Origin of the sequence: Rhizobium altiplani (assembly GCF_001542405.1) — a bacterium.
Lineage (GTDB): Bacteria > Pseudomonadota > Alphaproteobacteria > Rhizobiales > Rhizobiaceae > Rhizobium > Rhizobium altiplani.
Window position 1 is genome coordinate 1 of sequence record NZ_LNCD01000055.1, and the last position, 24,984, is coordinate 24,984.

The window sequence follows — 24,984 nt, forward strand, 5'->3', positions numbered from 1 at the left end:
CATGCCGGGATCGTCATGGGCCTGGAGGTCTCCCGTCTGGCGCGCAACAATGCCGACTGGCAGCGTCTGCTGGAGATCTGCGCCCTTGCCGACACCCTGATCCTCGACGAGGACGGCGTCTATGATCCGGCAAGTTTCAACGACCGGCTCCTGCTCGGCCTGAAGGGAACAATGAGTGAGGCCGAGCTGCATGTGATCAAAGCCCGGCTACGCGGCGGCATTCTCAATAAGGTGCGGCGTGGCGAGTTTCGTTGCCTCCTGCCGACCGGGCTGGTCTATGACCATTTCGGCAATGTGACTCTTGATCCAGACATGCAAGTCAGAGAAACGATCATTCATTTCTTTGAGATGTTCTCTCGCCTCGGGTCCGCCTCCCAGACCGTCAAGGTCTTTCGCAATGAAGGCCTATTGTTTCCGTCGCGCCTACACAACGGCGACACACTGTTTCGGCCGCTCACCGCGTCGACGGCGATGCGTGTCCTGAACAATCCGCGCTACGCTGGCGCCTATACCTATGGCCGACGACAGTTTCGACGCACCATCGACGGCAAAAAGACTCTGCGTGCGCGCGACATTGATGACTGGCCGGCCTGCATTCCCAATGCTCATCCCGGCTATATCAGCTGGGAGCGACATCAGGAGAATCTGAAGATCCTCAAGGCGAATGGCCGTGGATTTGAAGCGGCACGAGCGTCAATCCCAAGGGAGGGACCGGCACTGCTGCAAGGCCGGGCCGTGTGTGGGCAATGCGGCAGCCATCTTAGGGTTCGCTATGCGGCGCGGCGTGGCCGGCAGGAAGCCTGGTACATTTGTAATCGTGCCCGCATTTATCGTGGGGAGCCTATGTGTCAGTCGATCGCCGGGCCTCCCGTCGATGAAGCCATCGGTATGCTGATTGCTGAGCAGATGACGCCGGCGGCCGTCGAACTCGCTCTCGAAGTCCGCAAGGAGATCCAAGCCCGGCATGAAGAAGCAGACCGGCTACGCTGTCGCGCAATCGAACGCGCCCAAACGGAAGCCGAGCTCGCTCAGCGCCGCTTCATGCTTGTCGATCCTAGTAACCGCCTCGTCGCCGACACGCTCGAAGGTGAATGGAACGAGAAGCTTCGCACGCTGGCCAGTGCCCGCGAAGAGCGCGAACGTGGCCGAGAGAACGATCAATTCATCCTCGATAAAGCTGTCCACGAACGGTTAGTCGCGATGACGGCCGACTTCAACCAACTCTGGAAGATCCGGATACCCCAAGCCGCGAACGCAAGCGATTGCTGGCCCACATCATTGAGGATGTCACTCTCTTAAAGTTGCCAGCGGAAGGAACCACCAAGCTTCACGTTCGCTTCAAGGGCGGCAAAATCCAGACGCTCACCACCATGAGCCCAAAATCCTCTCCTCAGCAGGTCAAGACAAAGCCCAGTATCATTGAACTGGTCGATAGGCTTCTCGACGATTACATTTATCCCGAGATCGCCGAGATTCTGAACGAGGAGGGACATCGCCCAGGTGGAACCACGCGTCGCGGCTGCCAGGACGCCCGCTTTACACCCCTCAAAGTCGCCTATCTCATCCACGAATATAAGCTGCGATCACGATATGATCGACTGCGACAACGGGGAATGCTGACAAGACAGGAAGCGGCAGCGCATCTCAATATCAGCGAGCAAACCGTCGCCAGATGGGCCAAATTTGGCCTCATCACCAGACATGCCTATAACGGGCACTATAGCCTGTACGAAATCGCCGATGGAGACCTGCCGCAAAAGCAATGCAGCCGATGGAATCCACTCGAAGATCGCGCTGCTGCGTATCGACAAATGCAAACCGAGCCAAGAACATCAACTGGCGAGGAAAGAGGTGTAGTATGAACGCCGATCGTTCGAATACAGGCAAACCCCACTGCCATCCCACCAGACGATGCGAATACGGTCGGCCCGTTTCGAGCGGAAGACGTAAAGCGCGCCATTGAAGGGATCGAACCCGCCATCCCGCACCAGCGCCATCAACGAGGCGGCTCCTTTGCGGAAGTCGACCGGCTGGCATGACACATAGACCACCACACCCGAAGCGATCATGCCTTGCGAACCGCCCGCAGAACCTTCACCAGGTGATCAGGATCGAACGCGCCGCAGACGCGCACCACCATATCGGCAATGGCAATATCGACCGAGCCGCTGCTTACCGTCTCAACGCGCGCGAACTTCTGCGTTCCCGTTTCCTCCGTCAGGGGCGCAACAGCGCCCGATGCCAGTGCCGTGCGACGCCATCCATAAAGCTGTGACGGATCTAAGCCTTCAGACCGGGCCACCGCCGAGACGTTCGCCCCAGGCTGCAGCGCCATGGCCAGGATCCGCGCCTTTTCGTCATCCGACCACTCACGCGGCTTGCGTCTTCTTCGCACCGGCTCCGCGGTCAAAACCTCAAAGGTTCGAGGGTGATTCACACTGTCGCTCATAAGATTCTCCACATGACTCATGCAGAAAATCGCCGATCACCGGTTCGAAAGATACGTGGGGTGGCCTACGCGCTTACAAAATGCCGACGGTTTCCCTGAACGCGAGTCTCACGTTTCCGCGAAGCGATCCCGCTGTTGCGGCGGCGCTGGCATTGATCAGGGATAGTGAGATCCTCTCTTTTGAGGAGGGCCTCGCCCGGGAGCGCGAAACCTTTCTCAAGCTTCGCGAGTGCAGCCATGCGCAAGCGCGAATCCATCTGTTTCTCTCGGGCAAAGCAGCGTACCATTTTGCGGTATCTTCTCCTGGCATCCGTCGCGATCGCCGGCTCGGGAAAGCGTGCCCACGCAATCGCGGTTCTCTTCCAACGATCCGGCGTCGCTTTTACCACAGACGTGGTCCGGCTTGCGCGATGCCGATCTCATCATTGACGCTGTGGATGACCGAAAGGCACTGGTTACGATCAGGCAACTGGCGTCGAAGGCAAAGCCGGGTGCAATCATCGCGACGACGGGTGGCCGGGATCTCGATGGGCTCTCCGACGCAGCGGCAAGACCTGGGGCCATCATTGGCCTGAAACCTCGTCTGTCGGGCAGCCGGTCATTGATCGAAGTGGTTCCGACGGCGAGGACCGCGCCGGAGACCGTGAGTGAGGTTCTCGGGCCTTTGCGACGTTTAGTGTCTGGCGATGTGTGGTACGTGACATTGCTGAATTTAGGCCATGAATGATTTTAAATGTTTTTCTCTTTTGGCACGGTACATGCACCGCTATCCGCAAACGTCTCACGAGATAGAGTAGAGAAGCTTGTTGGAAACTGATTTGCATTGCCTTCGGGAAAGAGTGCTCCTCGATCTCCCGATCTTGAGCGGGGCGGCAGCGCATGGCAGGTGCGCGCGGGGCGCTTGGTGGAGTGTGTTCCTTGCGAAATTGAATGAATTCCAGCCTGATTGAGATGGCGGTCTTATGACCTCCGCTTTCAAGCGATTTTTGCGCCCCGTTCAATGGCTATGGGCGTGGTTTTGAATTGACCGTCATGGAGGTCGCTTTGCCTGGTGTCCAGTCCGCTCACTCGAACTTTCCAAATTTGATTTCTGTTGCAGAGGACATCGACTATGATACGAGCTATCACGATTTTCTACAACTTCTGAATAGATATGAAGGCGGTATTTTTTACTGTAACTATGCATCTGACATTTACCGAAAGAAAGCTTTGGCTTTCTCTGACCCGGCAATTCGAATAGATTCTTGTTCGGAAGGAATGAGGGTCCTCACTCGTGGCAATATTGGGGCCGTCCTCTATCACGATTTCTTCGGACCAATACTTCAGGATTTATCTGCCCATGATCCATCTTGCGGCGTGCCGCTTCAGTCATTCCTTAATGGTCTTCTTCGGTGCAGCGTTTCCGATTCACTAAGTAATAGTGATTTGCTGGGCCTATATGGCGCATTCGGATTCGATATTGCATTGGACGTGCATCGCATCGCGAAGCTGAAGCCGCGGAGTACCCGCCATCGGGATGCTGTTCTCTATTTTCCCACGACGTTTCTTGAGTTCGATCCCGCATCCCGATCGGCGCGGCGTGTGTCGTTCTTGCTCGCTGAGGACCGGCAGACCACTGCCGAAAAAGTTTATATTCATAGACTCGATTCTTCGGCCAAATCTTCGCGGCGAGGCGGCTCGGTGCCCTTCAGTCCGCTCACTGACCACACGGATTCGGTGGCGAGGGTCAAGGAGCATATCGGCAAAGGAGACGTCTTTGAAATTGTAATGAGCAAGCGATTCAGCCGACCGCTGACTGAATTCCCCAGCGCAATCTTTGAACGAATCTGCCGGAAGAGGCCAGCTCCTTACAGCTTTTTCGTTAATCTCGGAAGCTCCGAATACCTGCTCGCCACATCGCCGGAAATGCTCGTAAGAGTCCGGGCAGAGCAGGTGGAGGCGCGGCCAATAGCCGGGTCCATCGCTCGAGGCAAGACGGCGGTCGAAGATGAAGCCAATGTCCGCACCCTCCTCAACTCCGATAAGATCAGGGCGGAACTGATGATGTGCTGCGACGTCGCCAGGAATGACCTGTCCAAAGTGTGCACGCCCGACTCTGTTGCGCTACGCGCAAATCGTCAGATTGAACTTTATTCAAACGTCATTCACACCGTCGACTATATTACAGGTACACTCGCGCCTGGCTATACAAGCGTGGACGCCCTCTTTGCACACATGTGGTCCGTGGCATTAACGGGGGCTCCAAAGGCCAAGGCTCTGGAACTGATTGAGAGATACGAACCTGTGCCGCGGAACTGGTACGGGGGTGCTGTCGGCTATGTGCGGCTCAACGGAGAGATTGATACGGGCATCCCGATCGCAATGATGCACATCATCGACGGGACATCTCATATTCAGGCCGGATCAAGTATCACATGGGACTCCGTGCCATCGGAGGAAGTCGCTGAAGCCAACAACAAGATCTCGTTTTTCGCAGATGATGCGCCAAATCCTTCACAGGTCCGGTCGGGAAAGCGGAAAGCTACCGTACTCTTGATCGATTTCGACGATTCATTCACCTACCTCACTGCGGGCTTGCTTTCACAGCTCGTAGATGATGTCGAGGTCCTCAATTACAGGGACGCCATTGATGCACTGAACCGGTTTTCTGGGGACGCGTTGGTGCTATCGGCCGGCCCAGGACATCCCGCGGAATACCCGTTTGACGAAATCCTGAAGTATTGCGAGGTGGAAAGAGTACCAACGCTTGGAATTTGCCTTGGTTTTCAGGGTATCGTTCAACACTTCGGCGGCATTGTTGGTCGGCTAAGCGAGCCCGTCCACGGCAAGCACGCGGAACTCCGTCTAAAGACACCAACTTCTCTCTACCGCGGCGTCTCAGGCTGTCCCCGTGTAGGCCGCTATCATTCCCTCTGCGCTTCCATCGGCAGTTTCCCCCCAGACCTGCATGTGACTGCGACCACGGACGACGAAATAATCATGTCCGTTGAGCATCAGTCTCTGCCGATCTACGGAGTCCAATATCACCCAGAGTCGATCATGAGTGCCTATGGGAACATAGGCCACACGATAGTAAAAAACTTCATTGACATCGCATTTCAGGACGAGGTGCCCCCGACATGAACGCCGACCACCTTAGCATTCTTGGCCTTGCTTCGTCGGAGCCAGAATATTCGAGCAACAGCACGGGTGTTGGTGGCGCGAGGCATTTTCTCTTCAAGGAACTCGCAAGCCGCTACGAATTGACGAAGGTTTTTCAGCCGAGGCCGTCTGCGCTAACGGCCTTAGCCTCAAGAATAGCAACTTGGGTGCCCAATCGCGAAATCGCACAACGAACATACAAGCGCCATCGATGGATATTCCAGGCAAAGAGCCGCGCGTGCGAGGGCTATATCGACGCGCTACAGTCCAAGCCTTCTTTGATATTCCAGTGGGAGTTCTTTTTTTCGCCGTACGCAAGCGAACGGATCACTATACCATATGTCGTATACAATGATTGGACGACCAGATTGAGTGCACGCGAATTTCCCGAGTGGGCGTTGCCGCGTGTGCGAAAGCACATTGACAGGCTTCAGGGCGACCTGATGCGCCGGGCGGCCTATGTTTTTACCTTTTCCGAGAAGGTGCGGCGATCCGTCATCTACGATTATGGCATTCCAGCGGAGAAGGTTGTGACAGCTTTTGCCGGTGTCAACATCGAGCATTTCCCCGATCCGATCCGCCGACCGGATCGCGACCGAGTCACGATCCTTTTCGGCGGGAACGATTACGCCCGCAAGGGGCTCGGCACACTTCTGAATGCCTTCCGCGTTCTCCGGGCTGAGCTCCCCTCGGTGGAACTTATCGTCTTCGGGGATCCTGGGCCGAATTACGTGGTGCTGGAGGAACCGCGAGTCAGACATCTGGGACACGTTTCAGACAAAGGGAAAATCTCGGAACTATATGCAACCGCCGACATTTTTGTGCTCCCCACTAAGACCGAAGCTTTCGGACACGTTTACGCTGAAGCCATGGCTCATTCTCTGCCTTGCATCGGTACGAAAGTCGGTGCCGTCAATGAGGTCATACTCGAAGAAGAAACTGGGTTCCTGATCGAGTCCGATGACGCGGCCGGCTTGACTGAGCGACTGCGAAAGCTCGTTGCATCCAGAGAAATGCGTCTAGCAATGGGGCAGCAAGGCTACAACCGTGCGAGCAAACATTTCAGGTGGGAGAGAGTCGTGGATGTGATGGCACCTTACCTTCATCAAGCGGCAGCAGGTCGAATTTGAAGCCCTCTATCCCGCTCGTCCTGACGGCGGCCATCGCACTCGTGATTGGATTACAGAGTGCGGCCATTACGCCCAACCTCGCGCTCTTCGCAAGAGCGCGAATTGGCATGACAGAGGGTCAGACCGCCGCTTTCCTCGGAGCCTTCTATATCAGCGCGCTCGCTTGCAGCTTGGCGATACCCCATTTCACCGACGTTTTCGGCTGGCGGAAGGCCGCAGTGGTGGGCTCAATCATCCTAACGTCGGTCGCAGCGTTGCTGCTGGGGTTTGTACACGGATTTGGAGGAGCACTGCTTATCGCGATCGGTCTGCTTGGCCCCTCGGCGAGCTCGATCGGGCTCTATTTCTCGTATCTCCGATCAACCGAACGAGGGCGCGATCACGTCGTTGCCATGCGAGCGATTTTTTCCCTAGCATGGGTAGCCGGCCCAGCGGGAGCGTCCTTCCTGATTAGTTGGAGAGGATTTCCCGGCCTGCTGGTTGGCGTAGCTCTTTGCAGTTTGCCGGTTCTTCTGTTGGCGCCGTTCCTTCCGACGGCCATCTCAACATCGACTTCGTCTTCCTCTTTCTCAGAGGCCAAGCCACAAGACACCTTGAGCGTCGGGATCATGGTGGTCGCATTCGTTCTTCTGCAGGCCACCAACGCGGTAATCGTGATGGCGACCCCCTTGATCGTGACTGAGACATTAGAACTACCTGTGACTTATGCGGGCATCTTATTTTCTGCAGCTTCAGCGATCGAGATACCTCTGTTCTTACTCCTGGGGCGTGTGAGTCAAAAGAGATCTCCCAGAGCAGTCGTTATTGTGGGATCGGTATGTGGTGTTATCTACAGTACTTTGCTGTACGTGTTCAGTTCATTCCCCATACTTCTATCCGCTCAGTTACTGAACGCTGCCTTCATCGTAGCCGTAATGGGTGCAGGCATGGCCTGGTTTCAGGCTTCGATACCAATGAGGGTCGGCCTCGCAACCGGGCTCTACATGAACACGTCTCGCGCTGGCGCGCTTCTTGGTACTCCATCGGCTATAATGCTCGTCCGCGTATTTGGAGGGGACTATAAGGTAGCGGTACTCTACGCGGGGTTTCTCACTCTTATGGCAATCGCGGTTCTTTCTTTCGGTGCCCTATATTTAGCTCGCAGCAGGAATTGACAAACTTAGGGTTTCGTCAGCCTTCATCTCGCCTCCATCTTTCACTCTCTGCCAACTCTAATTGCATGTCCGCTGCGACATCCTGCAGGACGCCCTGAAATGCTGTCAGAGCAGGACGCGCCGAACTCGTTTCGCGGATAGCGAGGCAGACGGTTCGATCCATTGAGAAATCCGCCGAACGGCGGAAAACCACATTTGGCGGAGCGGACGAGGTCGCCAGCCGCGGGACCATTGCAAGCCCGCAACCGCTTCCAACCAAAGCAAGACTGACACCGAAATTGTCCGTGCGATGGCGGACGTCCGGTCTGAAGCCGCCAAATGTGGAACAGACATAGGCGTGGAGTTCCGAGAACTCGCTGCCGGCGCTGGTGCTAATCCATATTTCAAACGCAAGGTCGCCGAGATTGAAGTCGATGGTCTCGCCCGCAAGAGGATGCGTCACGGGCATTGCGATCATGATTGAGTCCGAGCAGAGGGGAAAGGTGACGAGCTCGGGTGGACGAGACCGTCGCATATAGCGGTAGTCATCGATTAGGATCGCGTCGAAGCTGCCGCGGATGAGAGCCGGAATCGCGATCTCCGGATCCATTTCCTGCGTCTCGATCCTCAGATTTGGATATCGCCGCGCTATCACCGGAAGGGCCTTCGGCAGAATAGTGCCAAGTGCGGTTTCCAAGGACGCAATGCGGAGGACGCCGCTGATCGAGCCGGTCAATTTTTCCAGTTCGGTTTCCGCCTCTTCCATTTTAGCAAGGATACCGGCCGCATGCTCGACCAGTCGCTGGCCGGCTTCGGTCAATAACAGGCGCCGGCCGACGCGTTCGGTAAGCGGCACGCCGGCAGAAATCTCCAGCTGGGCCAGCCGCTGCGATATTGCCGAGAGTGAAAGCGCCAACGCCTCAGCGACTGCGGTGATCGTGCCGCGAGAATTGAGTTCGACGAGTATCCTCAGTCCCTTGGGGTCGAGCATTACAGTGCGTACCTCCTTGCATACGGCAAGCATCGGCCGGCGCCATGTTTTCCCTAACCCAGGCCGTCGGGTGCTTGTTTGTCCGACGGGGCCACAAGACCGACTGTTAAGCCAGGAGGCCCTTTGATCTCAACCATGTTTCCGTCGGCGCCCAGTAGGCGTCGCGCTTGTCCGGGCTGCAGAAAAGCTCAACAGTCACCGGATAGCCAAAACCATCGGAAACGAGCCGGTCGACAACGCCGTTCAGGTCAACCATGCCTCGACCCAGAGGAACAGATACAAATCCTCCCCTTTCAAGGTCTGTCATTATGCGTCTTGTCTCCTGATGCGGCCATGAACAGGATTGCTGCGGCAGCACATCCTTAAGGTGGACGTATTTGATCCAGGGGTGTAAGACCTCGTACGGGTTCGGATGGGTGCTCTCCCCATTTACTGCGAAGTTTGCAACATCCCAGCACAGACCGAGGTTGCCAGAGCCCACCCGATCGAGGAGCTTTCGGGTGCTCTCGATGCCTGCGGTTGGATCCTGCGCATCGTCACGATTGAAGACGTTTTCCACCAGCAGCGTTACGCCGAGCTCTTCGGCTCTACGGACGATCGGGCTCATCAGATCGGCATAACGATCGATTGCCTCGTCGGTCGGCAGGCTTGTCGCTCCCGCCATGCTTTCGGAAAAACCTGCGCCGAGTTCGCTCGCGTGCTCCAGCGCCTGCGAAATAATCTCCAGCTGCTCCTCCGGATCCAATCGCGCGGAAAGCGGCATCCCGCGCGTGCTGATGGAATGTACCTGTACATCGAACGCCGACGAGAGACGCTTGATTTCTGCGGCGTCGAATTCAACGTAGTTGACTTTATAGTAGAGATCGACGTGCTTCAGTCCCCAGGCGGCGGTCGTCCGAAAGATTTCCTCCAGAGACAGATCGGGCATGTCGAGCGCGATGGCACCCAGACTAAACGGCCGGTCGGACATTGTCGCCTCCCACCAGATTAGAAAGTTCGGGAACGTCCCGATAGGAGAGGGTCGGTCGCCATCCGAACAATTCGAAGCATCGTTGCGTGCTAACAAGGGAAGCGTTCTCACCAGCAACCTTCTCCAGGGACTGGACCTCCGCAAGCCGCTCGGGGAAATGTCGGGCCACGAGCTCGGACAGCGAAGCACTGCCGACTGCCGAGTCCGGGGCTGCGAGCAAGATCCGCTCGAAGCCAATCTTGGGCGCGCGAAGCCCTCGTGCGATCGCCTGGAGGGCATCCTCGCTCCGCAAATAGGACCACATGCGGTTGACGAGTTCGCCGTTCGGGTCGGCGAGCCAGCCCTGATAGCGGTGAATTGATTCAGGCTTGTCCGGGAACAGCACGCCCGTGAAGCGCAGGCATACAATTTCCATCCCATATCGCATATGGAAACCTTGGGCGAGAACTTCACCCATGAGCTTTGTTGCACCGTAATTATCGTCCGGTCTGCGCGGGTGATCATCGTCCATCGGCAGGTAGTCGGGCGTCCAGGGTTTCGACCAGGAAATCGGTCCGATCGCGCAGATCGAGCTTGCGAAGACGATGCGCTTGATGCTGGCGCGCCTCGCCGCCTCGAAGGTGTTGAAGGTTCCCGTGACATTCACCTCGATAATCTCGGGGTAGCGCTCCCATTCGATAGGATCGGAGATAGCGCCGAGATGAACGACGGCATCAAACCCGTTCATCAGCATCGACAGTTCGTCGATGTTGTTGAGGTCACGCTTGACCCAAACGTTTTCAAGTCCCGCAGGGGGCGGCGCGACGTCGAGGCAGGTTACCTCGTTACCCTGCTTCAACAGGTCAAGAGCCAGTCGTTGCCCAATCTGACCGGCCGCGCCGGTGATAAATACTCTCATAGCAGTCTCCAAAAATCGCTGTTGTCGAACGATAAGGCGGATCGATTTCTCCGAAAATCGCAAAGAAATGCCGCTTACCCTTCAGAATTCGTGAAGTATCCGGGGTGGCTTCGGGGCTATGATTTCAGCCTTGCGCATCCATGAATGCACGGGCCGCCGCCGCAGAACCCTGTTCAATGCAGTATCTGGCCTAGAAAACTTTTGGCTCTGGGGTTCTTCGGGCTATCGAAGAATTCGCCCGGCGGTGCGGCCTCGACGATCTGGCCGCCATCCATGAAGACGACGCGATCGGCGACGCGACGCGCAAATCCCATCTCATGGGTCACGCAGACCATGGTCATTCCATCTGCGGCAAGAGCGACCATGGCATCGAGAACCTCTTTCACCATTTCCGGGTCGAGTGCCGACGTCGGCTCATCGAACAACATGATCTTCGGCCGCACGCAAAGCGCCCGGGCGATGGCGGCCCTCTGCTGTTGTCCACCCGAAAGCTGGCTCGGATATTTTTCGGCCTGGTTGGTAATGCGCACCTTTTCCAAATGCTCGATGGCCAGCGCCCGCGCGTCCTTAGCCGACATCTTCCGCACGTGGATCGGCGCAAGCATGCAGTTTTCGAGGACGGTAAGATGGGGAAACAGCGCGAATTGCTGAAACACCATGCCAACTTCTCGCCGGATCGAGTCCAGCGATCTATGGGATTCGGTTACATGGATACCATCGACGATGATCTTGCCCTGCTGATAGCGTTCCAACTGGTTGATGCAGCGGATGAGCGTCGATTTTCCCGATCCGGAGGGCCCGCAAAGAACAATGCGGCTTCCTTGCGGAATGCTCAAATTGATGTCTCTCAGAACCTGGAAGTTGCCGTACCACTTGCTGACGCCGTCAAATTCAACCGCAGCGCCGTGCTCCCGTGTCGTTGTCAAATTCCTGCCTCCTATGTGAACAGTTTCTGCAAACGGCATGGCTTTAACGTCGCCCGCCATACGTCATGAGTGTTTCGGCCATTTCCCCGAACTTGATGACCGACCAGCACATGGCGAAGTAGATTGCGCCAATGAACAGGAACGCTTCGGCCGAAAAGCCCGTCCATAGAGGGTCGGCCGTCGCCATCCGGGCCGTACCGACAAGATCGTAATGGGAGATGATCACGATCAGCGTCGTGTCCTTCAGCAGACTTGCGGCCTGGCTGACTAAGGGCGGAACGATCAGTGAGAATGTCTGCGGCAAGGTCACCAGCCGGAGCCGCTGGAACCGGGAAAGTCCCAGACTGTGAGCGGCCTCGTATTGGAGGGGAGAAATGGCGTTCAGTCCACTGCGCACGATCTCTGAGAAGTATGCCGCGGCAACCAGCAGGAGGCCGATGAGGGCGCGGAAGAGGTTGCTGATATCGAGCTGCGAGGGAAGGAAGAGCGGCACGATGATCGTGGCAATGAAGAGCACCGCTATTATCGGCAGCGCTCTCATCACCTCGACGAAGCCGAGACAAACAGTCCGAACGGCGCTCGATCGCGACTTCCGACCCAATGCGATGAGGGTGCCGAGCGGCAGGCCCAGCAAGATGGTGCTCACCGAAAGTACGATCGTGATCGGCAGCCCGCTCCAGAGGCGGTCGGGCACAGGCGTCAACCCGAATATGCCGCCGCCCAACAGCGCGATGGAGAGAACCAACTGCGTCAGCCACATTATCGGTACCCATCGCAGCAGCGACGCCTTGCCGATGGCTATCGTTAGCAGCGTGACCGCGAGGCAGGCGACGAAGATGACGCAAAGCCCGACAACGCGCCCTAGCTCTTCGCGCGGGTAGAATCCAAACAGAATGAAGTTCAGCTTGTTGGCGAGAAACGGCCAACATGCGCCGGCGGCGTTCTCACGGCATGCTGTTGCATCGCCCTTCCAGGTCGCATCGATCACCCCCCAACGAAAAATCCACCAGCAGAATGCGAGAGCGAGGGCTCCAAGGAGCAACGTGGTCGCGGATTTTGCTGGCGAGCCGAAATACACCTCGAGCTGCTGTTTCATTGTCAGCTACCTCCGGTCCAGCGCGTTGAGAAGCAGCGAGCACAGGGCGTTTATCGCCATGAAGATCCCGGCAAGCACGATCACCGATTCAATGGCTCGCCCCGTGTTCTGCATGATCTGGTATGTGACGGTCATAATCTCGGGGTACCCGACGGCCACCCCGAGCGGCGTCGACTTGATGATGTTTACATAGACGTTGATCGTCGGCGGAATCGCCAGCCTCAAGGCCTGTGGAGCAATGACGAGGCGGAATGCGGCGGCCTTGCCCAACCCGAGCGTCGAGGCCGCTTCCGATTGGACTCGTGGAACGGAGAGGATGCCTGCCCTGATGACCTCAGCCATTTCGGCGCCAAAATAGAATGCAATCCCGAAAAGCAAGGCACCGAACTCATTGCTGAGCGAGATCCCTCCCTTGATGCTGAACCCGGACAAAGCGGGTATCTGGTAGTTGGCCGTGCCCATCATCAATGCGACGCCGAGGCATATCAGTGTCGGGCAAAGCCACCTTAGACGCGATGCTATAAACCTTGCACCGAAGGCGGCAGTGAGCAACAGAGCGCCCGCAGCCAGCCAGGGCAAAGAAAATTCTGGCGCCGGCACGACGATACCACGATTCGTAAAGAAGATGCCGCCGAGGGTCGCCGTTGCTGCGCGTGGTGCAGGCAGTTGAAGCAGCGCGAGGTAGAAGAACACGAGAAAGACGATAAGCGGGACGTTGCGTACGACATTGACGTAGAATCGCCCAATGCGAGCGGCGAGTGGATTGTCCGACAGCCTGGCCAGAGCCGTCAGCAAACCCAGGACCGTTGATCCGGCGATCGCCATAAAGGCGACCGCCAGCGCGTTGGCGAACCCCACTCCGATCGCCGCCAGGTTGGTAGACCCTGGCGGGAGCGGAATGACGCTCTGCGAGATACTAAAGCCCGCCGTCGCGAAAAGGTAGTCGAAGCTGATGTCCAGCCCGATTTCCCTCAATTTCTGTTGCCCTGTCGACGCGATGACGATCATGGCGACGATAGTGACAATGGCGATCGTCACCAAGGCCAGATGGGCTTGCCAAAACGGCTTGGAAATTGGCGCGGATGTCGGAGAGGTCAACTGCATGTTGTCGTGCCTCAAGCGCTCAGCGCCACGGCGGCGAATAGATCAGGCCACCGTTCGACCAGAGGTTATTGACACCGCGCGGAATCTTCAGAACCGACTGGGCGCCGAGGTTCCGATCGTAAATCTCGCCATAGTTTCCCACGGCCTTGACGACCTTGACCACCCAATCATTGGCGAGGCTCATCTTGGTGCCGATGTCGCCTTCGGCTCCCAGCAGACGGCGAACCTCGGGGTCCTTACTGGTTTTGGCGATCTCTTCGACGTTGGCGGCAGTGACACCAAGCTCTTCGGCAGTGATCGTGGCGTTGATCGTCTGACGAACGAGATTCACCCAATCGGGATCCTTTTCGAGAACGACCGGCGCAAATGGCTCCTTGGAAATTGTGGTGTCCAGGATCACATTGTCATCTGGATTGCCGAGAGATGAGCGGAAGGACGCCAAAACGGGCGGCTCCTGGCTTATGGCGTCGCATCGGTCGGACTTGTATGCGTTGAACGCATCATCGATCTTGTCGAAATTGACCGGCGTGTAGGTCATGCCGTTCTTGCGAAAGTAGTCATCGACGCTTGAGACGTTGGTTGAGCCGGTGATGTTGCAGATCGTTGCGCCGCTCAAATCCTTGGGGCCGCTGACATTGGCGCTCTTTTTGACCATGAACGCATTGCCGGAATAGAAGTAGACTCGAGGAAACTCCAGCCCGAGGACGGCATCGCGCGAGACGGTGTAGGTGGTGCTCGTGGTGATGATGTCGACTTCCCCCGTCTGCAAGGCAGTAAAGGTCTGCACGAAGGACATGGGCTTGTAGACGTATTTGCCCGGATCATTTAACAGCGCGGTGGCGAGTGCCCTGCAATAGTCTACGGCAAAACCCTTCCAGTTCCCGGCGGTATCGGGCGTATGGAAGCCGAGACCTTCTGCCTGGCCGCCGCAATACAACTCCCCCCGTGATTTGATTTTGTCGATTGTAACGCCTGCATGGGCGTTAATGGCGGTGATCAACAGCGGCATTGATGCGGCTGTAATGAAGCTCAATTTCCTTTTCATTGTCGGTTCCCCTTTTCTAGTAGGAGCATTTTGCTGATCCACGTCTGCCATATCTCCCAAAGGCATCCTCTGACTGTACAGCCGAGGCGACGAGGTAATAAAACCGTACGAGAAGAAGTATTTTAAGAAAATCGCAAAGAAGCTGAGGTTTTCATTCGGATTTTGTGAAGGATGGGGATCGATCTTTCCTGCCGAGCCGCTTCAGCCGACCAAAGCTATGCTTGTCGTCGAGACGTCTCCGATTACCGGGGATCGAGGAATTGGCCGTGCCTGCAACGCGCTCGCGGGATGCGAACCGTGCGAAATGTCGTTCGACACGCACGGCGCGTGGGTCTCACAGCAGTCTGCGCTTACAGCTTCGAGCCACCCTGAAAAAACTCAACCATGAGGTTCTCGAGGGCTGCATACATATCGATGCCATTGGCGGTTGAACAGCCGGTACCACGGGCAGCGGCAATCAACGGGGTATTGTTGGATTCAGTGACGACGCATCCAACGAACATGTTCGCGTCGAACCTGGAAACCTCCACCGGCATATAGTCATGGCCCTTCATTCCGGCGGGTGTCGCATTTGCGACGACGTCGAATCCTTCTGGATTCGGTGAGCCTGCATGAATTTCACGTCCGACGGTCCGAAGCTTTTCTATCAAGCCGTCGCGCCGGGCCGTGTCGAGGTCGTGTATCGCCAAACTCGCAAGGCCCGCGTCAAGAAGAGCGAGCGCGATGGCCGATCCCGCCCCGCCTGCACCAAGCAGGAGCGCCTTTTTGCCCTGCAGACGGCCGCCTTTTTCTTCGGCGGCTTTCACAAAACCCAGCCCATCGAGCATGTCGCCATGCCAGTGACCGTTTTCGCTTCGTCTCATGACGTTTACGGCACGCAAGAGAGCCGCGCGGTCCGACACCGTCGCACAGTGCTCGAAGCATGCGAACTTATGAGGGACCGTGACGACGATCCCGTCGCAATTTGAAAGATGGTCGATCCCCCCAAGGAATGACGTCAGATGCTCAGGCGCTACCTGCGCGGGGAGCATCGCGGCATTGATCCCCCGACGCTGGAAGGCATGGGACATGCCGGCGGGTGACTTAACCTGGATGATCGGGTCGCCCACGATAAAATACAGGCGCGTCGCGCCATCGATTGCTAGTGTCATTGCCTTGACCCGCAGGCCCTCGGTTAGTGTTTCAATTGCCCCAGAAAATTCTTCAGACGCTCGCTTCTGGGGTTTTCGAAGAACTCGTCCGGGGGCGCCGCCTCACCGATCGCGCCGCGATCCATGAAGACGATCTTGTCCGCGACCGAACGAGCAAAGCCCATTTCATGCGTCACGCAGACCATCGTCCGGCCTTCGGCTGCCAGCGCCTGCATGGTTTGAAGGACTTCGTTGACCATCTCCGGATCGAGAGCGGAGGTGGGCTCGTCGAACAGAAGTACCTGAGGCTCTATGCAAAGAGCCCTGGCGATCGCCACGCGCTGCTGCTGGCCGCCGGAGAGCTGGCTGGGATACTTGTGGGCCTGCTCGGCGATCCTCACCCTTTCCAAATAACGATAGGCCCGCTCTTCGGCTTGCTTCCGAGGGATCTTCAACGTCCAGATAGGGGAAAGCGTACAGTTTTCGAGCACGGTAAGGTGGGGGAACAGGTTAAACTGCTGAAACACCATGCCGACTGTTCGCCGGATCTGGTCCTTTGAAGCTTCAGTCAACTCGCTTCCATTCACCACGATTCGGCCGCCGTGGTGATCTTCAAGACCATTGACGCATCTAATCAGCGTTGACTTACCTGAACCTGAGGGACCGCATACGACGACCTTCTCGCCAGAGCGGACATTCAAACTGACACCTTCAAGTACTTTGAACGTCCCATAGTACTTTTCGACATTTTCCAGTCGTATGACCGGCTGGGCTTGCGAGGGAACTGACGCGCTGGCGGACCCGATATTGGCCATGGTCTCCTCCTAAAGCCCCTCTGCTTCTCGGACACAGTCGATCATGGAACGCGCCTTGTTCATGCACTCGTTGTACTCCTCGGTCGCAACCGAAGCATGGGTGATGCCGCCGCCGCACCGCATCGTAATCTGATCGCCATCGATCCACGCCGAGCGCAAGATGATCGCCGTGTCCACCGAGCCGTCGAAACCGATCATGCCGACGACACCGCCATACGGACCCCTCGGCTTACGTTCCACGTCCTTGATAACCTTGATCGCATCACGTCTTGGAGCGCCGGTCACAGCCGATGGGGGGAAACAAGAAAGGACCGCTCCAAGAGGGCTGAGGTCGCTCTTGATCTCTGCCTCTAGAACCGTGAAGAGGTGCATCACGCTACCGAGTTTGCGGACTTCCAGTTCGATAGGCATGTTGACTTTACCATCGGCGGCAATCGCCTTCAGGTCGACGATCGTCTCGTCGACGATCATCTTTTGCTCTTCGAGGTCTTTTGCAGAACTCAGAAGTTCCTGCATGATTGCCTGCGTCGCTTCTTCCGTGTCGCCGATGCGACGCGTGCCGGCATCCGTCTCGACTGTCAGCAAAGATCCGGTTTTGCGAAGGTGCATCGCCGGCGACGCGCCAATCAGAGTCGTGTGCTCGTCGCGAACGAGAAAGATGTGTGGCGAGGAATTGCGTTGGCGCATGACATCGAAGACAGCCTCCGCGGTCGCATTGGTTCGTTTTGATAGTCCAACCGAAAGAATGGCCTGCTGCAGTTCGCCCTGACCAATGCGGGATTGGATTTCGCCAATCCTGCCAACATATTCCTCCATCGAGACGTCAACGGCCCACTCCGCGCGCTCTATCGCATCGGTTGCAGCCGGGCGCGCAACTGCGTTGGGTACCCGGACGAGCTCGTCGAAGATCTCCTGACAGATTGTAGAGTTGGCCCCCGCACCACTGACGACGATGAAGGCGATGGCATTGACATGGTCGATTACCAGCATCTTCGACACCAGCCAGAACTGCGGCCCCTCCGTGCCGCCGCCATCGTAGGGCAGGTACGCGAAGACACCTCCCTTGAAAGGCACTTTCGCGAATTCCGGACTGTCGCCGGTTTCCTCGGGCGATCCGCGGGTGAGACGGTCCGCATCAGTTTGAGAAATCAGAGAGGCCTCAAGGCCGAAATAGCTGAACTGCGGCGGTGTTCCTCCACCTTCTGACCGTTGCAGAATGAATCTGCTCAACGGTCCGGCTTTGTGGTGCAGGTCTTCGATTTGGCTGGCGTTGAGCGGGTAGTGCTCCACGACCCGTTTGAGCGATGCTTTTGTCACGGTAATAACTCCATTTTTCAATACTCGTACGGTCGGCCGTCCATGTTGACAATGCCCGCTTCTTCTCTACCCTATGTCCTAAAGACAATTCATAGGGCCTACTTTCGTGTTCACGCTGAGACAGATCGAGGTGTTCAACGCCGTTATGGAGACAGGCTCCGTCGTCGGGGCAGCGAATATGCTCAACGTTTCGCAGCCGGTTGTCAGCCGCGTCCTGCGCCACCTTGAGGATCAGGCCAAGGTGCCTCTGTTCGAGCGGTCAAAGGGACGGCTTCAGCCCACGGCTCACGCTGCGCTGATCTTCAGTGAGGTCGCCACGGTATTTCGCAACATACGCAGCCTGCAAGACTCAATCCAGAGAATGTCGGTCGGCGACGACATGAGCATCCGTGTCGGCGCATCACCGAGCTTGGCAGCGAACCTGGTTCCCCGCGCGATGTTGCGGCTGAGGAAGCGCTATCCGAAACTCATTATGCGTCTGGATGTTCTCTCCGTTTCCCAGCTCACCGACTACCTCGTCTTTGGCGAGGGGGAGATGGTTGTGGGCCTCTATCAACAGGATCACCCTTCGATCGCAACGCAGCTCCTCGGCTCGGGAGAGATCGTTGCGGTAACGCACGGAATGGCGAAGAACGGAGTCCGGTCGTTGGATGGAAACGACCTCGCCGATCTTTGTTCAACCGACCTTATCGGCTTCGAAAGCACGACGCCACACGGACGTTCCATTGCAAATTACTTGGGTGGTAAAGGGCTCCGCTACGAACCAACGACGATCGTGCGCTTCGCCGAGACGGCATGTCAGATGGTCGAGGTGGGATTAGGGTCCGCGCTGGTCGACAGCTTCACCGCAGCAGGATTCGCCGGCCGCAACATATCGATCCACCGCTTGCCACAGCCGCCCCATATGGGCGTTTACGCGCATACGCATATCGAACGTGGTCTATCTTCGTTTGGTCGCTTCTTGCGCAATAGTCTACGAAGCGAGGCGGAAGCCAGTGGTAAGTGGTTCGACGGGCTGCATGCCTGAACTCAGGCGCCCCTGAGTTCATCGAGATCAACAAGCGCACCCTGTGATGCAAGTTGCATACGCAGATTGGCGAAGTCGATATTTGTTGTCTCGGGCCGCAGCATGGCTGCCGCGACGCCCGCAGCCTGGCCGGTCGCGAATGCGGTCCCCATCACCCGTATCGAGCCATAGGCCTGATCGTCCGCACCCGTTAGGCGACCCGCCACCAGCAGGTTCTCAATAGGAGTCCTGATCGCGCCGATGGGTATGCCAAAATACCCCGCACCGCCGACCGGAATGTACTCCTGAACGCCGGGCGCATGATGAATTTCCATGGGCCAGCCGCCGAGGGCGACCGTATCATCGGGAACGAATGCCTCGAGGATGTCGCGAGCCGCAACTTTGGCGAGCGTTCTCGGCCGGCGGCTTTCCCTGATCCCGATCTGCGGACCCGTCGAGGCAACATAGCAATCCTTGAACGTGGTGGAGTCCGTCTCCTTCAGGCATTCAACCAAGTGCCAGCCGCATTCCCGCGACTTCATTTCGGCCAAGCTGAAGTCTCCCACGTCGCATGGATCGGTTTCCAGGTCGAGCGCCATCCACCATATTTCGCAAGAACCCGGAATTCTCAACTGAACGCCACCATTCTCGCGGGCGGCAATTGCGGGACTGGCTGCGTTGTACTTTGCTATCGCCGTTTTGAACAGGCTGCGGTCCAGAGCCCAATCTGAGCGGACGCCTCCCAACCGGATCGGAAACGATGCTGGCTGCACCTTTGTCTGTGGGGCAAAGAGGCCCCGATCAGCAGAGAAGCAGAGATCGCCTTCACCCGAGGCATCGACAAAAGCATGTGCCGCGATCCGGATTCTGCCGAAATGCCCGGATACGTCGACCGAACGCACCCGACCCTCGAAGACTTCGACGCCCGAAACGACCGTATGGAAGAAAACCGCAACGCCTGCGTTCATGACGCTTCGATCCAGCGCAATCTTAAGCGCTTCCGGGTTTAGCGGGACAATCCAGTTTCCAGTCGTCTTCAGTCGGACGGGATTTGCGGGCACACTCAATTTGCGAAGCTCGTCAAGGATCTCGGTAGCAATGCCGGCGACCACTGGTCGTGCTTCCTCGCTATTTGCATAAAGCCCACAGTAAGCCAGGACCGATGAGGTTGTCGCAGCTCCGCCTGCAAAGCCATAGCGCTCGATCAACAGTGTTTTCGAACCGGCACGCGAAGCGGAGGCTGCCGCAGCTATCCCCGCGGATCCGGCGCCCACCACCACGACATCGTAATTCAGATCGTACCGGCTTCTAGTCACTTCGTAGCGCATTGGTTTACGACCTCGTTGGACGCGGCCCAGTGGGGCGCTCACCTAGCCGTTTTGTGCCGAAACACGTTTGGCGGGCTATTTCCAAAAGCGGCGTGGATAATGTCTTGAAGCTATATACTTGGCCAAGAATTTTTTCGTGGGCGTCAGTCATTGATCCAAAGGGCAGCAAGAACACGACCCCGGAAAGTCAATCCCTCAGGTATTGTGAAGGGATTCCTTTCGTCTTTTCTGAATGGTCAAGACGAAGTGGACCCGATCGCCCGAACCTTCGGCCGCTGGAACGGTATGTCATCAGGGCATATAGCAACATTGTTTTTGTCAGTGACGTAACTAACCAGAAATGCTGATGTGAAAACCGCGCCGAACGCGAGTTTCGGGATTTTGAAAGGGTGAACGCTATGAAGATCAAGCTAATTGCTGCGGCGATGGGACTCGCAGCATCCTGGAGTGGAATTGCATTCGCAGATGGCACGCTCTCGCAGGTGAAGGCTCGAGGCGAGTTGTTCTGTGGAGTGGGTGAAAATTTTGCCGGCTTCTTTTCGCCAGATGCCACCGGCAAGTACTCTGGTTTCGATGTTGATTTCTGCCACGCCGTGGCTGCGGCAGCTCTAGGCGACGCTACGAAGGTGAAATTCCTTCCCGCGACACCGTCGGCTCGTTTCCCGCAATTGCAATCGGGGCAAGTTGATCTTCTTTCCCGTTCCGTCACCGATACCTTCAGCCGCGACGCTAGCCTCGGCCTCGATTTTCCGATCGTCATGTTCTATGACGGTCACGCCTTGATGGTTGCGAAGTCGCTTGGCGCAAAATCCGGCAAGGATCTGGACGGCGCCAACGTTTGCACACAGACGGGCCTTTCTACCGAAGTCATCATCGCTGATTATTTCAAGTCGAACGGCATGACCTACAAACCCGTCGTGTTCGACTCCCGCGATCAGGCGCTCGCCGCATTTGAAAGCGGCCGGTGCGACGTCTTCTCGTCGGATCGCTCGACGCTGTTTGCCTATAAGTCGGCCTTGAAGAAGCCTGACGACTTCGTCGTGCTCGACAATACGATTTCGAAGTCGTTGAACGGTCCTGTCGTCCGCCACGGCGACAACAACTGGGCAGATATTGTTCGTTGGACGGGATACGCGCTAATTGCCGCAGACGAATTCGGCGTTACGTCCAAGAACGTGGACGAGAAGAAGGCTGATCCTGCCGCTTCCGCAGAAGTGCGTCGCTTGCTGGGCGTCGAGGGCGGCTTCGGTGAAATGCTTGGTCTTCCCAATGATTGGGCATATCAGGTGATCAAATCGACGGGCAATTACGGCGAGATTTATCAGCGCAACCTGGGTGCCGAAGGCAAGGTTCAAATTCCGCGCGAGAAGACCCTCAATGCCCTGTGGAAAGACGGCGGCGCGCTGATCGCCCCGTCCTTCCAGTAACAAAGTGAACATCGATATGTCCGCGCAACAGTACCAAGCCGCGAAACCTGGTGTGCGGCATCTGTCGAAGGGAAAAGATCTGGGCGGCCTCGTCGCCCAGATCATCCTGGTGCTCTGCCTGTTAGCAGGTGGCTGGTACATAACATCGACCACGCTCAGTAATCTCAGCACGCGCGGGATTACCACCGGCTTTGCTTTTCTAAGCCGGCCAGCCGGTTTCGATATCGCGTTCTCCCTTGTTCCGTTTTCATCGGCCAGCCCAATCTGGATGGCTTTGATCGTCGGGATCACGAACACGCTGTTCCTGGCGGTAGCGGCTGCCATCTTCGGGACATTGATCGGTCTTGTCGTCGTCGCGCTGCGCATGTCAGCTAGTCCAGCGGCTTCCAAGCTCGCGGCAGCCTATATAAGCCTCTTCAGAAACACGCCGGTCCTGTTGCACCTGTCATTCTGGTATTTTGCGGTTTTCTCGGCACTGCCAGGGGTTCGCGCGGGCTTTTCGGCAGGAAGCATCGCTTTCCTGAATAATCGGGGACTCTTCCTGCCCGCGCCGATCGCCGATCTCTGGGTATGGGCCGTCGCCGCTGTGGCCGCCGCAGTGCCCCTAATGTATGCGCGTCATGTCGCCAGCCGCAATCCGACCGCGATGTTCGCTCGGCTGGACATTGCGTTGGCTACCGGTCTTTTACTTTTTTGTCTGGTCATCGGGATTGGTGTGCGCTCATGGGATCTGCCGGTGCCCGCAGGGCTTGGGATCCGCGGTGGTCTGCTCGTTATCCCGGAACTGATGGCTGTGCTCGTCGCCATGTCGATCTATTCCTCTGCCTTTATCGCCGAGCTCTTGAGGGGCGCCATCCTGAACATAGACCGGGGCCAGACGGAGGCTGGGCAGGCGCTTGGCCTTGACAAGAGAGTCATATCGAGGCGGATCATCATTCCGCAGGCTGTTCGGATGGTGATCCCACCCCTGACCAATCAGTACGTCAACATGATCAAGCAGACCGCGATCGTAGCCTCCATCGCATTCCCCGATCTGATGCTCATTTTCGGAAAGACCGTGCTGACGCAGACGGGACAAGCGATTGAATGCCTGACCATCGTAACGGCTGTCTACTTAAGCATCAGCCTCATGTGCGCCGCATCGATGCACGCCTATTCCAAAGTCCTTAACGCCCAGGGGGCGCGGCGATGATCAAATCGAAAGAAGCACCGATGTCCAGGCAATTTTCGACGGGCGCGCGGTTTCCCTTATCAGCGGGTGACACCCTTCGAAGAATGTTCATCGACCGCAACAGCACCGTCGCGACGCTCTTTGCCCTTGCTGTTTTTCTCGGCCTCGTTGTGCCGTTTCTGAAGTGGGCGTTACTGGACGCCGATTTCATCGGTAGCACGCCAGAGGATTGTCGCCGTGAGGGCGCATGCTGGATATTCATTTCCGAAAAATTCGGACAGTTGATCTACGGCTTCTATCCGAGGGCGGACTGGTGGCAGGTCAATTTGTCGTTGGCAGCGCTTTTTGCAGGCTGTGTTGCGGCATTTCTGCTCGCGAAACGTTACCAGGTTATGGCGGCAATCGCCGCATACCTCGTCACCACAGGTGTCAGCTTCAATCTCTTCGGCGGCAATTTTCCGGGGATGAATGCTATCCCGGTTGAGAAGTGGGGCGGTCTTTCGATCACGCTCCTGCTGTTCGCCATCGGTATGGGAGTATCGTTCGTTTTCGGGGGATTATTGGCGCTGGGAAGGCGGTCGGACCGCACCCTGATACGTGCGGTCTGTTCCTTCTACGTCGAATTCATGCGCGGCCTTCCTCTCATCGCCATTCTTTTTATTGCGGTCATCCTTCTCCCTTTGTTTCTACCGGGAGGAGCCGAAGCCAATATGTTCATGCGCGTTCTCGTGGGCATTTGCTTGTACACATCGTCCTACATGGCGGAGTCGATCAGAGCCGGGCTCGATTCTGTACCGCGCGGAAGCCGCGAGGCCATCTACGCCTTGGGCCTTTCACGATGGAACGGTGAGAAGCTTGTCGTCTTCCCGCAAGCACTCATCGTGGCTTTGCCTGGTTTGGTCAACACGCTCATCGCCCTCATCAAGGACACGTCTCTTATCATCATCGTCGGTATGCATGATTTCTTGGGGTCAACGCAGCTTGCGATGGCGGATGTCGCATGGGGTAACGTCCTGTGGGAAGGATATGTATTCGCCGGTGCGGTCTACTTCGCCTTATGCTTTGGCTTGTCCGCCATTGGAACGCGGATCGAGAAGCATGCAGATCGATACCGGTTGGGGCCAAAGGCATAATACCGTGTGAAGCAGGGCCGATGTGGTAGAACAGGTACTGTTCTCCGGTAAACACTATAAGGCCGAACTGAGCCTGAACGTTCATCGCACGCATGAGTCGTCTGCCGACTGGTCCCGAACTTCTTGGCGGCAGCCACAGATCCCGCTCGAACTGTGCGACGGGGCATTCAGCACGTTCATGGTCATCGTGCCGGCCGAACTGGTGAGATCGGCGCCGCCAAGTGAACGGCAATAGACGCGGACTCCCATTTTGGCCAGCGCTCTGACGTTCGGCGCTGCTTGCGCGACAGCCACAGTCCGGCATCAACCATCAAGCTGCGCAACGTCTCGCGCGACACGCGCAATCCATCTCGCTTCTCGGCGGCCGGCGGGCCGAAGTCTGCATAGCGTTCGCCAACCAGCGTCACCGCGTAATGGCGCACACCATCACTGATCCGGTTGTTCGACGGCCGGCCGATCGCCTTAGGCCTTATCGACGCTGCGCCGTCAGTCTTGATCCGCTCCAGCAGACGACGCACCTGACGCGTGCTCAGATCAAGCACATGCGCCGCCGACACCAGCGTCATGCGGCCGGCAATCACCCTCGACAAAATCTCGATCCGCTGCACATCACGCTCGCTCATCGCTATCAGTCCCATCCGCAATCTCCCAGGTCATTGATATACGCACCCCCATCTTGCCGAGCGTCAAAAAGGCGCCATTGAAATCATCGGGAAATTTTAAACGCCGCGCACGCCTAATCGCCTGTGCGCAACGGCATTCTGCCAACTCAAC

At 57.1% G+C, this 24,984-nt stretch carries 23 protein-coding genes and 2 pseudogenes; 10 read left to right on the plus strand and 15 right to left on the minus strand.

Annotated elements, in window-relative coordinates; translation table 11 throughout:
- Positions 1-1,299 (plus strand): recombinase family protein (locus tag AS026_RS11740; RefSeq protein ID WP_245307430.1); only part of this gene is annotated, 1,299 nt, incomplete at its 5' end.
- Positions 1,263-1,862 (plus strand): helix-turn-helix domain-containing protein, encoded by a 600-nt coding sequence (locus AS026_RS43255; RefSeq protein ID WP_245307431.1) that lies wholly within the window; start codon positions 1,263-1,265, stop codon positions 1,860-1,862. The genes AS026_RS11740 and AS026_RS43255, both read left to right, overlap by 37 nt.
- Here the strand turns inward: AS026_RS43255 and tnpB are convergent.
- Together tnpB and AS026_RS11750 are read right to left on the minus strand one after the other, a co-directional pair.
- Positions 1,833-2,069, minus strand: a complete 237-nt coding sequence (tnpB, locus tag AS026_RS11745) for an IS66 family insertion sequence element accessory protein TnpB (protein WP_082728502.1) — start codon at positions 2,067-2,069, stop codon at positions 1,833-1,835. The genes AS026_RS43255 and tnpB overlap by 30 nt on opposite strands.
- Positions 2,066-2,449: a transposase gene (locus AS026_RS11750; RefSeq protein WP_062369702.1), complete on the minus strand. Its 384-nt coding sequence runs from the start codon at positions 2,447-2,449 to the stop codon at positions 2,066-2,068. The genes tnpB and AS026_RS11750 overlap by 4 nt, the downstream gene beginning before the upstream one ends.
- A 337-nt stretch (positions 2,450-2,786) precedes the next feature.
- On the opposite strand from AS026_RS11750, the gene AS026_RS11760 reads away from it, so the two are divergent.
- From AS026_RS11760 to AS026_RS11775, 4 genes are all read left to right on the plus strand, one after another.
- Positions 2,787-3,176, plus strand: a complete 390-nt coding sequence (locus tag AS026_RS11760; RefSeq protein ID WP_028749257.1) for a 3-hydroxyacyl-CoA dehydrogenase NAD-binding domain-containing protein — start codon at positions 2,787-2,789, stop codon at positions 3,174-3,176.
- Positions 3,177-3,481: 305 nt separating this feature from the next.
- Positions 3,482-5,572, plus strand: a complete 2,091-nt coding sequence (locus AS026_RS11765) for a chorismate-binding protein (RefSeq protein WP_081688047.1) — start codon at positions 3,482-3,484, stop codon at positions 5,570-5,572.
- A complete protein-coding gene (locus AS026_RS11770) occupies positions 5,569-6,720 on the plus strand; it encodes a glycosyltransferase family 4 protein (protein WP_028749256.1) in 1,152 nt (383 codons plus the stop codon). Before AS026_RS11765 ends, AS026_RS11770 begins: the two co-directional genes overlap by 4 nt.
- Positions 6,717-7,874, plus strand: coding sequence for an MFS transporter (locus AS026_RS11775; RefSeq protein ID WP_028749255.1), 1,158 nt, complete (start codon positions 6,717-6,719; stop codon positions 7,872-7,874). Before AS026_RS11770 ends, AS026_RS11775 begins: the two co-directional genes overlap by 4 nt.
- A gap of 16 nt (positions 7,875-7,890) precedes the next feature.
- Here the strand turns inward: AS026_RS11775 and AS026_RS11780 are convergent, their stop codons facing one another.
- The 10 genes from AS026_RS11780 to AS026_RS11825 form a co-directional block, all read right to left on the minus strand.
- Positions 7,891-8,844 carry a LysR family transcriptional regulator gene (locus AS026_RS11780; RefSeq protein WP_051321192.1) on the minus strand — a complete coding sequence of 318 codons (954 nt, stop codon included), beginning with the start codon at positions 8,842-8,844 and terminating at the stop codon, positions 7,891-7,893.
- A gap of 106 nt (positions 8,845-8,950) precedes the next feature.
- Positions 8,951-9,814 carry a sugar phosphate isomerase/epimerase family protein gene (locus AS026_RS11785; RefSeq protein WP_028749254.1) on the minus strand — a complete coding sequence of 288 codons (864 nt, stop codon included), beginning with the start codon at positions 9,812-9,814 and terminating at the stop codon, positions 8,951-8,953.
- Positions 9,795-10,712 carry an NAD-dependent epimerase/dehydratase family protein gene (locus AS026_RS11790; RefSeq protein ID WP_028749253.1) on the minus strand — a complete coding sequence of 306 codons (918 nt, stop codon included), beginning with the start codon at positions 10,710-10,712 and terminating at the stop codon, positions 9,795-9,797. The genes AS026_RS11785 and AS026_RS11790 overlap by 20 nt, the downstream gene beginning before the upstream one ends.
- 173 nt (positions 10,713-10,885) lie before the next feature.
- Complete coding sequence (locus AS026_RS11795) at positions 10,886-11,698, minus strand: amino acid ABC transporter ATP-binding protein (protein WP_167354895.1); 813 nt, start codon at positions 11,696-11,698, stop codon at positions 10,886-10,888.
- Positions 11,682-12,734, minus strand: a complete 1,053-nt coding sequence (locus tag AS026_RS11800; RefSeq protein ID WP_051321191.1) for an amino acid ABC transporter permease — start codon at positions 12,732-12,734, stop codon at positions 11,682-11,684. Before AS026_RS11800 ends, AS026_RS11795 begins: the two co-directional genes overlap by 17 nt.
- 6 nt (positions 12,735-12,740) lie before the next feature.
- Positions 12,741-13,838 carry an ABC transporter permease subunit gene (locus tag AS026_RS11805; protein WP_028749251.1) on the minus strand — a complete coding sequence of 366 codons (1,098 nt, stop codon included), beginning with the start codon at positions 13,836-13,838 and terminating at the stop codon, positions 12,741-12,743.
- Between the two features lie 19 nt (positions 13,839-13,857).
- On the minus strand, positions 13,858-14,883 hold the full coding sequence (locus tag AS026_RS11810; protein ID WP_028749250.1) for an amino acid ABC transporter substrate-binding protein: 1,026 nt from the start codon (positions 14,881-14,883) through the stop codon (positions 13,858-13,860).
- Between the two features lie 350 nt (positions 14,884-15,233).
- Positions 15,234-16,034 carry a shikimate dehydrogenase family protein gene (locus AS026_RS11815; protein ID WP_028749249.1) on the minus strand — a complete coding sequence of 267 codons (801 nt, stop codon included), beginning with the start codon at positions 16,032-16,034 and terminating at the stop codon, positions 15,234-15,236.
- A 23-nt stretch (positions 16,035-16,057) separates the two neighbouring features.
- Positions 16,058-16,828 carry an amino acid ABC transporter ATP-binding protein gene (locus AS026_RS11820; protein WP_037076263.1) on the minus strand — a complete coding sequence of 257 codons (771 nt, stop codon included), beginning with the start codon at positions 16,826-16,828 and terminating at the stop codon, positions 16,058-16,060.
- Between the two features lie 9 nt (positions 16,829-16,837).
- Complete coding sequence (locus AS026_RS11825) at positions 16,838-18,145, minus strand: chorismate-binding protein (protein WP_028749247.1); 1,308 nt, start codon at positions 18,143-18,145, stop codon at positions 16,838-16,840.
- A 106-nt stretch (positions 18,146-18,251) separates the two neighbouring features.
- Here AS026_RS11825 and AS026_RS11830 point away from each other — a divergent pair, with 106 nt between their 5' ends.
- Complete coding sequence (locus AS026_RS11830) at positions 18,252-19,172, plus strand: LysR family transcriptional regulator (protein ID WP_051321189.1); 921 nt, start codon at positions 18,252-18,254, stop codon at positions 19,170-19,172.
- Positions 19,173-19,174: 2 nt separating this feature from the next.
- Here the strand turns inward: AS026_RS11830 and AS026_RS11835 are convergent, their stop codons facing one another.
- Positions 19,175-20,479 carry an FAD-dependent oxidoreductase gene (locus tag AS026_RS11835; protein ID WP_037076255.1) on the minus strand — a complete coding sequence of 435 codons (1,305 nt, stop codon included), beginning with the start codon at positions 20,477-20,479 and terminating at the stop codon, positions 19,175-19,177.
- A gap of 398 nt (positions 20,480-20,877) precedes the next feature.
- Between AS026_RS11835 and AS026_RS11840 the strand changes: the two genes are divergently transcribed.
- From AS026_RS11840 to AS026_RS11850, 3 genes are read left to right on the plus strand one after another with little or no spacing between them, the layout of a single operon-like run.
- Entirely contained in the window at positions 20,878-21,906 is a 1,029-nt protein-coding gene (locus AS026_RS11840) for an amino acid ABC transporter substrate-binding protein (protein WP_028749246.1), read from the plus strand.
- A 16-nt stretch (positions 21,907-21,922) separates the two neighbouring features.
- Positions 21,923-23,098 (plus strand): ABC transporter permease subunit, encoded by a 1,176-nt coding sequence (locus tag AS026_RS11845; protein WP_062369706.1) that lies wholly within the window; start codon positions 21,923-21,925, stop codon positions 23,096-23,098.
- Between the two features lie 20 nt (positions 23,099-23,118).
- Positions 23,119-24,210, plus strand: a complete 1,092-nt coding sequence (locus AS026_RS11850; RefSeq protein ID WP_063805921.1) for an amino acid ABC transporter permease — start codon at positions 23,119-23,121, stop codon at positions 24,208-24,210.
- A gap of 112 nt (positions 24,211-24,322) precedes the next feature.
- On the opposite strand, the pseudogene AS026_RS43260 reads toward AS026_RS11850, so the two are convergent.
- Positions 24,323-24,477, minus strand: a pseudogene (locus AS026_RS43260) (recombinase family protein); the annotation flags it as partial.
- Positions 24,477-24,848, minus strand: a pseudogene (locus AS026_RS11855) (helix-turn-helix domain-containing protein); the annotation flags it as partial. The pseudogenes AS026_RS11855 and AS026_RS43260, both read right to left, overlap by 1 nt.
- Between the last annotated feature and the right edge of the window lie 136 nt (positions 24,849-24,984).

Bases quoted from the DNA above. Each gene is read 5' to 3' on its own strand.
- tnpB (WP_082728502.1), bottom strand. From the start codon at position 2,069: ATGATCGCTTCGGGTGTGGTGGTCTATGTGTCATGCCAGCCGGTCGAC.
- AS026_RS11750 (WP_062369702.1), bottom strand. From the start codon at position 2,449: ATGAGCGACAGTGTGAATCACCCTCGAACCTTTGAGGTTTTGACCGCG.
- AS026_RS11765 (WP_081688047.1), top strand. From the start codon at position 3,482: ATGGAGGTCGCTTTGCCTGGTGTCCAGTCCGCTCACTCGAACTTTCCA.
- AS026_RS11770 (WP_028749256.1), top strand. From the start codon at position 5,569: ATGAACGCCGACCACCTTAGCATTCTTGGCCTTGCTTCGTCGGAGCCA.
- AS026_RS11780 (WP_051321192.1), bottom strand. From the start codon at position 8,844: ATGCTCGACCCCAAGGGACTGAGGATACTCGTCGAACTCAATTCTCGC.
- AS026_RS11785 (WP_028749254.1), bottom strand. From the start codon at position 9,814: ATGTCCGACCGGCCGTTTAGTCTGGGTGCCATCGCGCTCGACATGCCC.
- AS026_RS11790 (WP_028749253.1), bottom strand. From the start codon at position 10,712: ATGAGAGTATTTATCACCGGCGCGGCCGGTCAGATTGGGCAACGACTG.
- AS026_RS11795 (WP_167354895.1), bottom strand. From the start codon at position 11,698: ATGGCGGGCGACGTTAAAGCCATGCCGTTTGCAGAAACTGTTCACATA.
- AS026_RS11800 (WP_051321191.1), bottom strand. From the start codon at position 12,734: ATGAAACAGCAGCTCGAGGTGTATTTCGGCTCGCCAGCAAAATCCGCG.
- AS026_RS11805 (WP_028749251.1), bottom strand. From the start codon at position 13,838: ATGCAGTTGACCTCTCCGACATCCGCGCCAATTTCCAAGCCGTTTTGG.
- AS026_RS11810 (WP_028749250.1), bottom strand. From the start codon at position 14,883: ATGAAAAGGAAATTGAGCTTCATTACAGCCGCATCAATGCCGCTGTTG.
- AS026_RS11815 (WP_028749249.1), bottom strand. From the start codon at position 16,034: ATGACACTAGCAATCGATGGCGCGACGCGCCTGTATTTTATCGTGGGC.
- AS026_RS11820 (WP_037076263.1), bottom strand. From the start codon at position 16,828: ATGGCCAATATCGGGTCCGCCAGCGCGTCAGTTCCCTCGCAAGCCCAG.
- AS026_RS11835 (WP_037076255.1), bottom strand. From the start codon at position 20,479: ATGCGCTACGAAGTGACTAGAAGCCGGTACGATCTGAATTACGATGTC.
- AS026_RS11840 (WP_028749246.1), top strand. From the start codon at position 20,878: ATGAAGATCAAGCTAATTGCTGCGGCGATGGGACTCGCAGCATCCTGG.
- AS026_RS11845 (WP_062369706.1), top strand. From the start codon at position 21,923: ATGTCCGCGCAACAGTACCAAGCCGCGAAACCTGGTGTGCGGCATCTG.
- AS026_RS11850 (WP_063805921.1), top strand. From the start codon at position 23,119: ATGTCCAGGCAATTTTCGACGGGCGCGCGGTTTCCCTTATCAGCGGGT.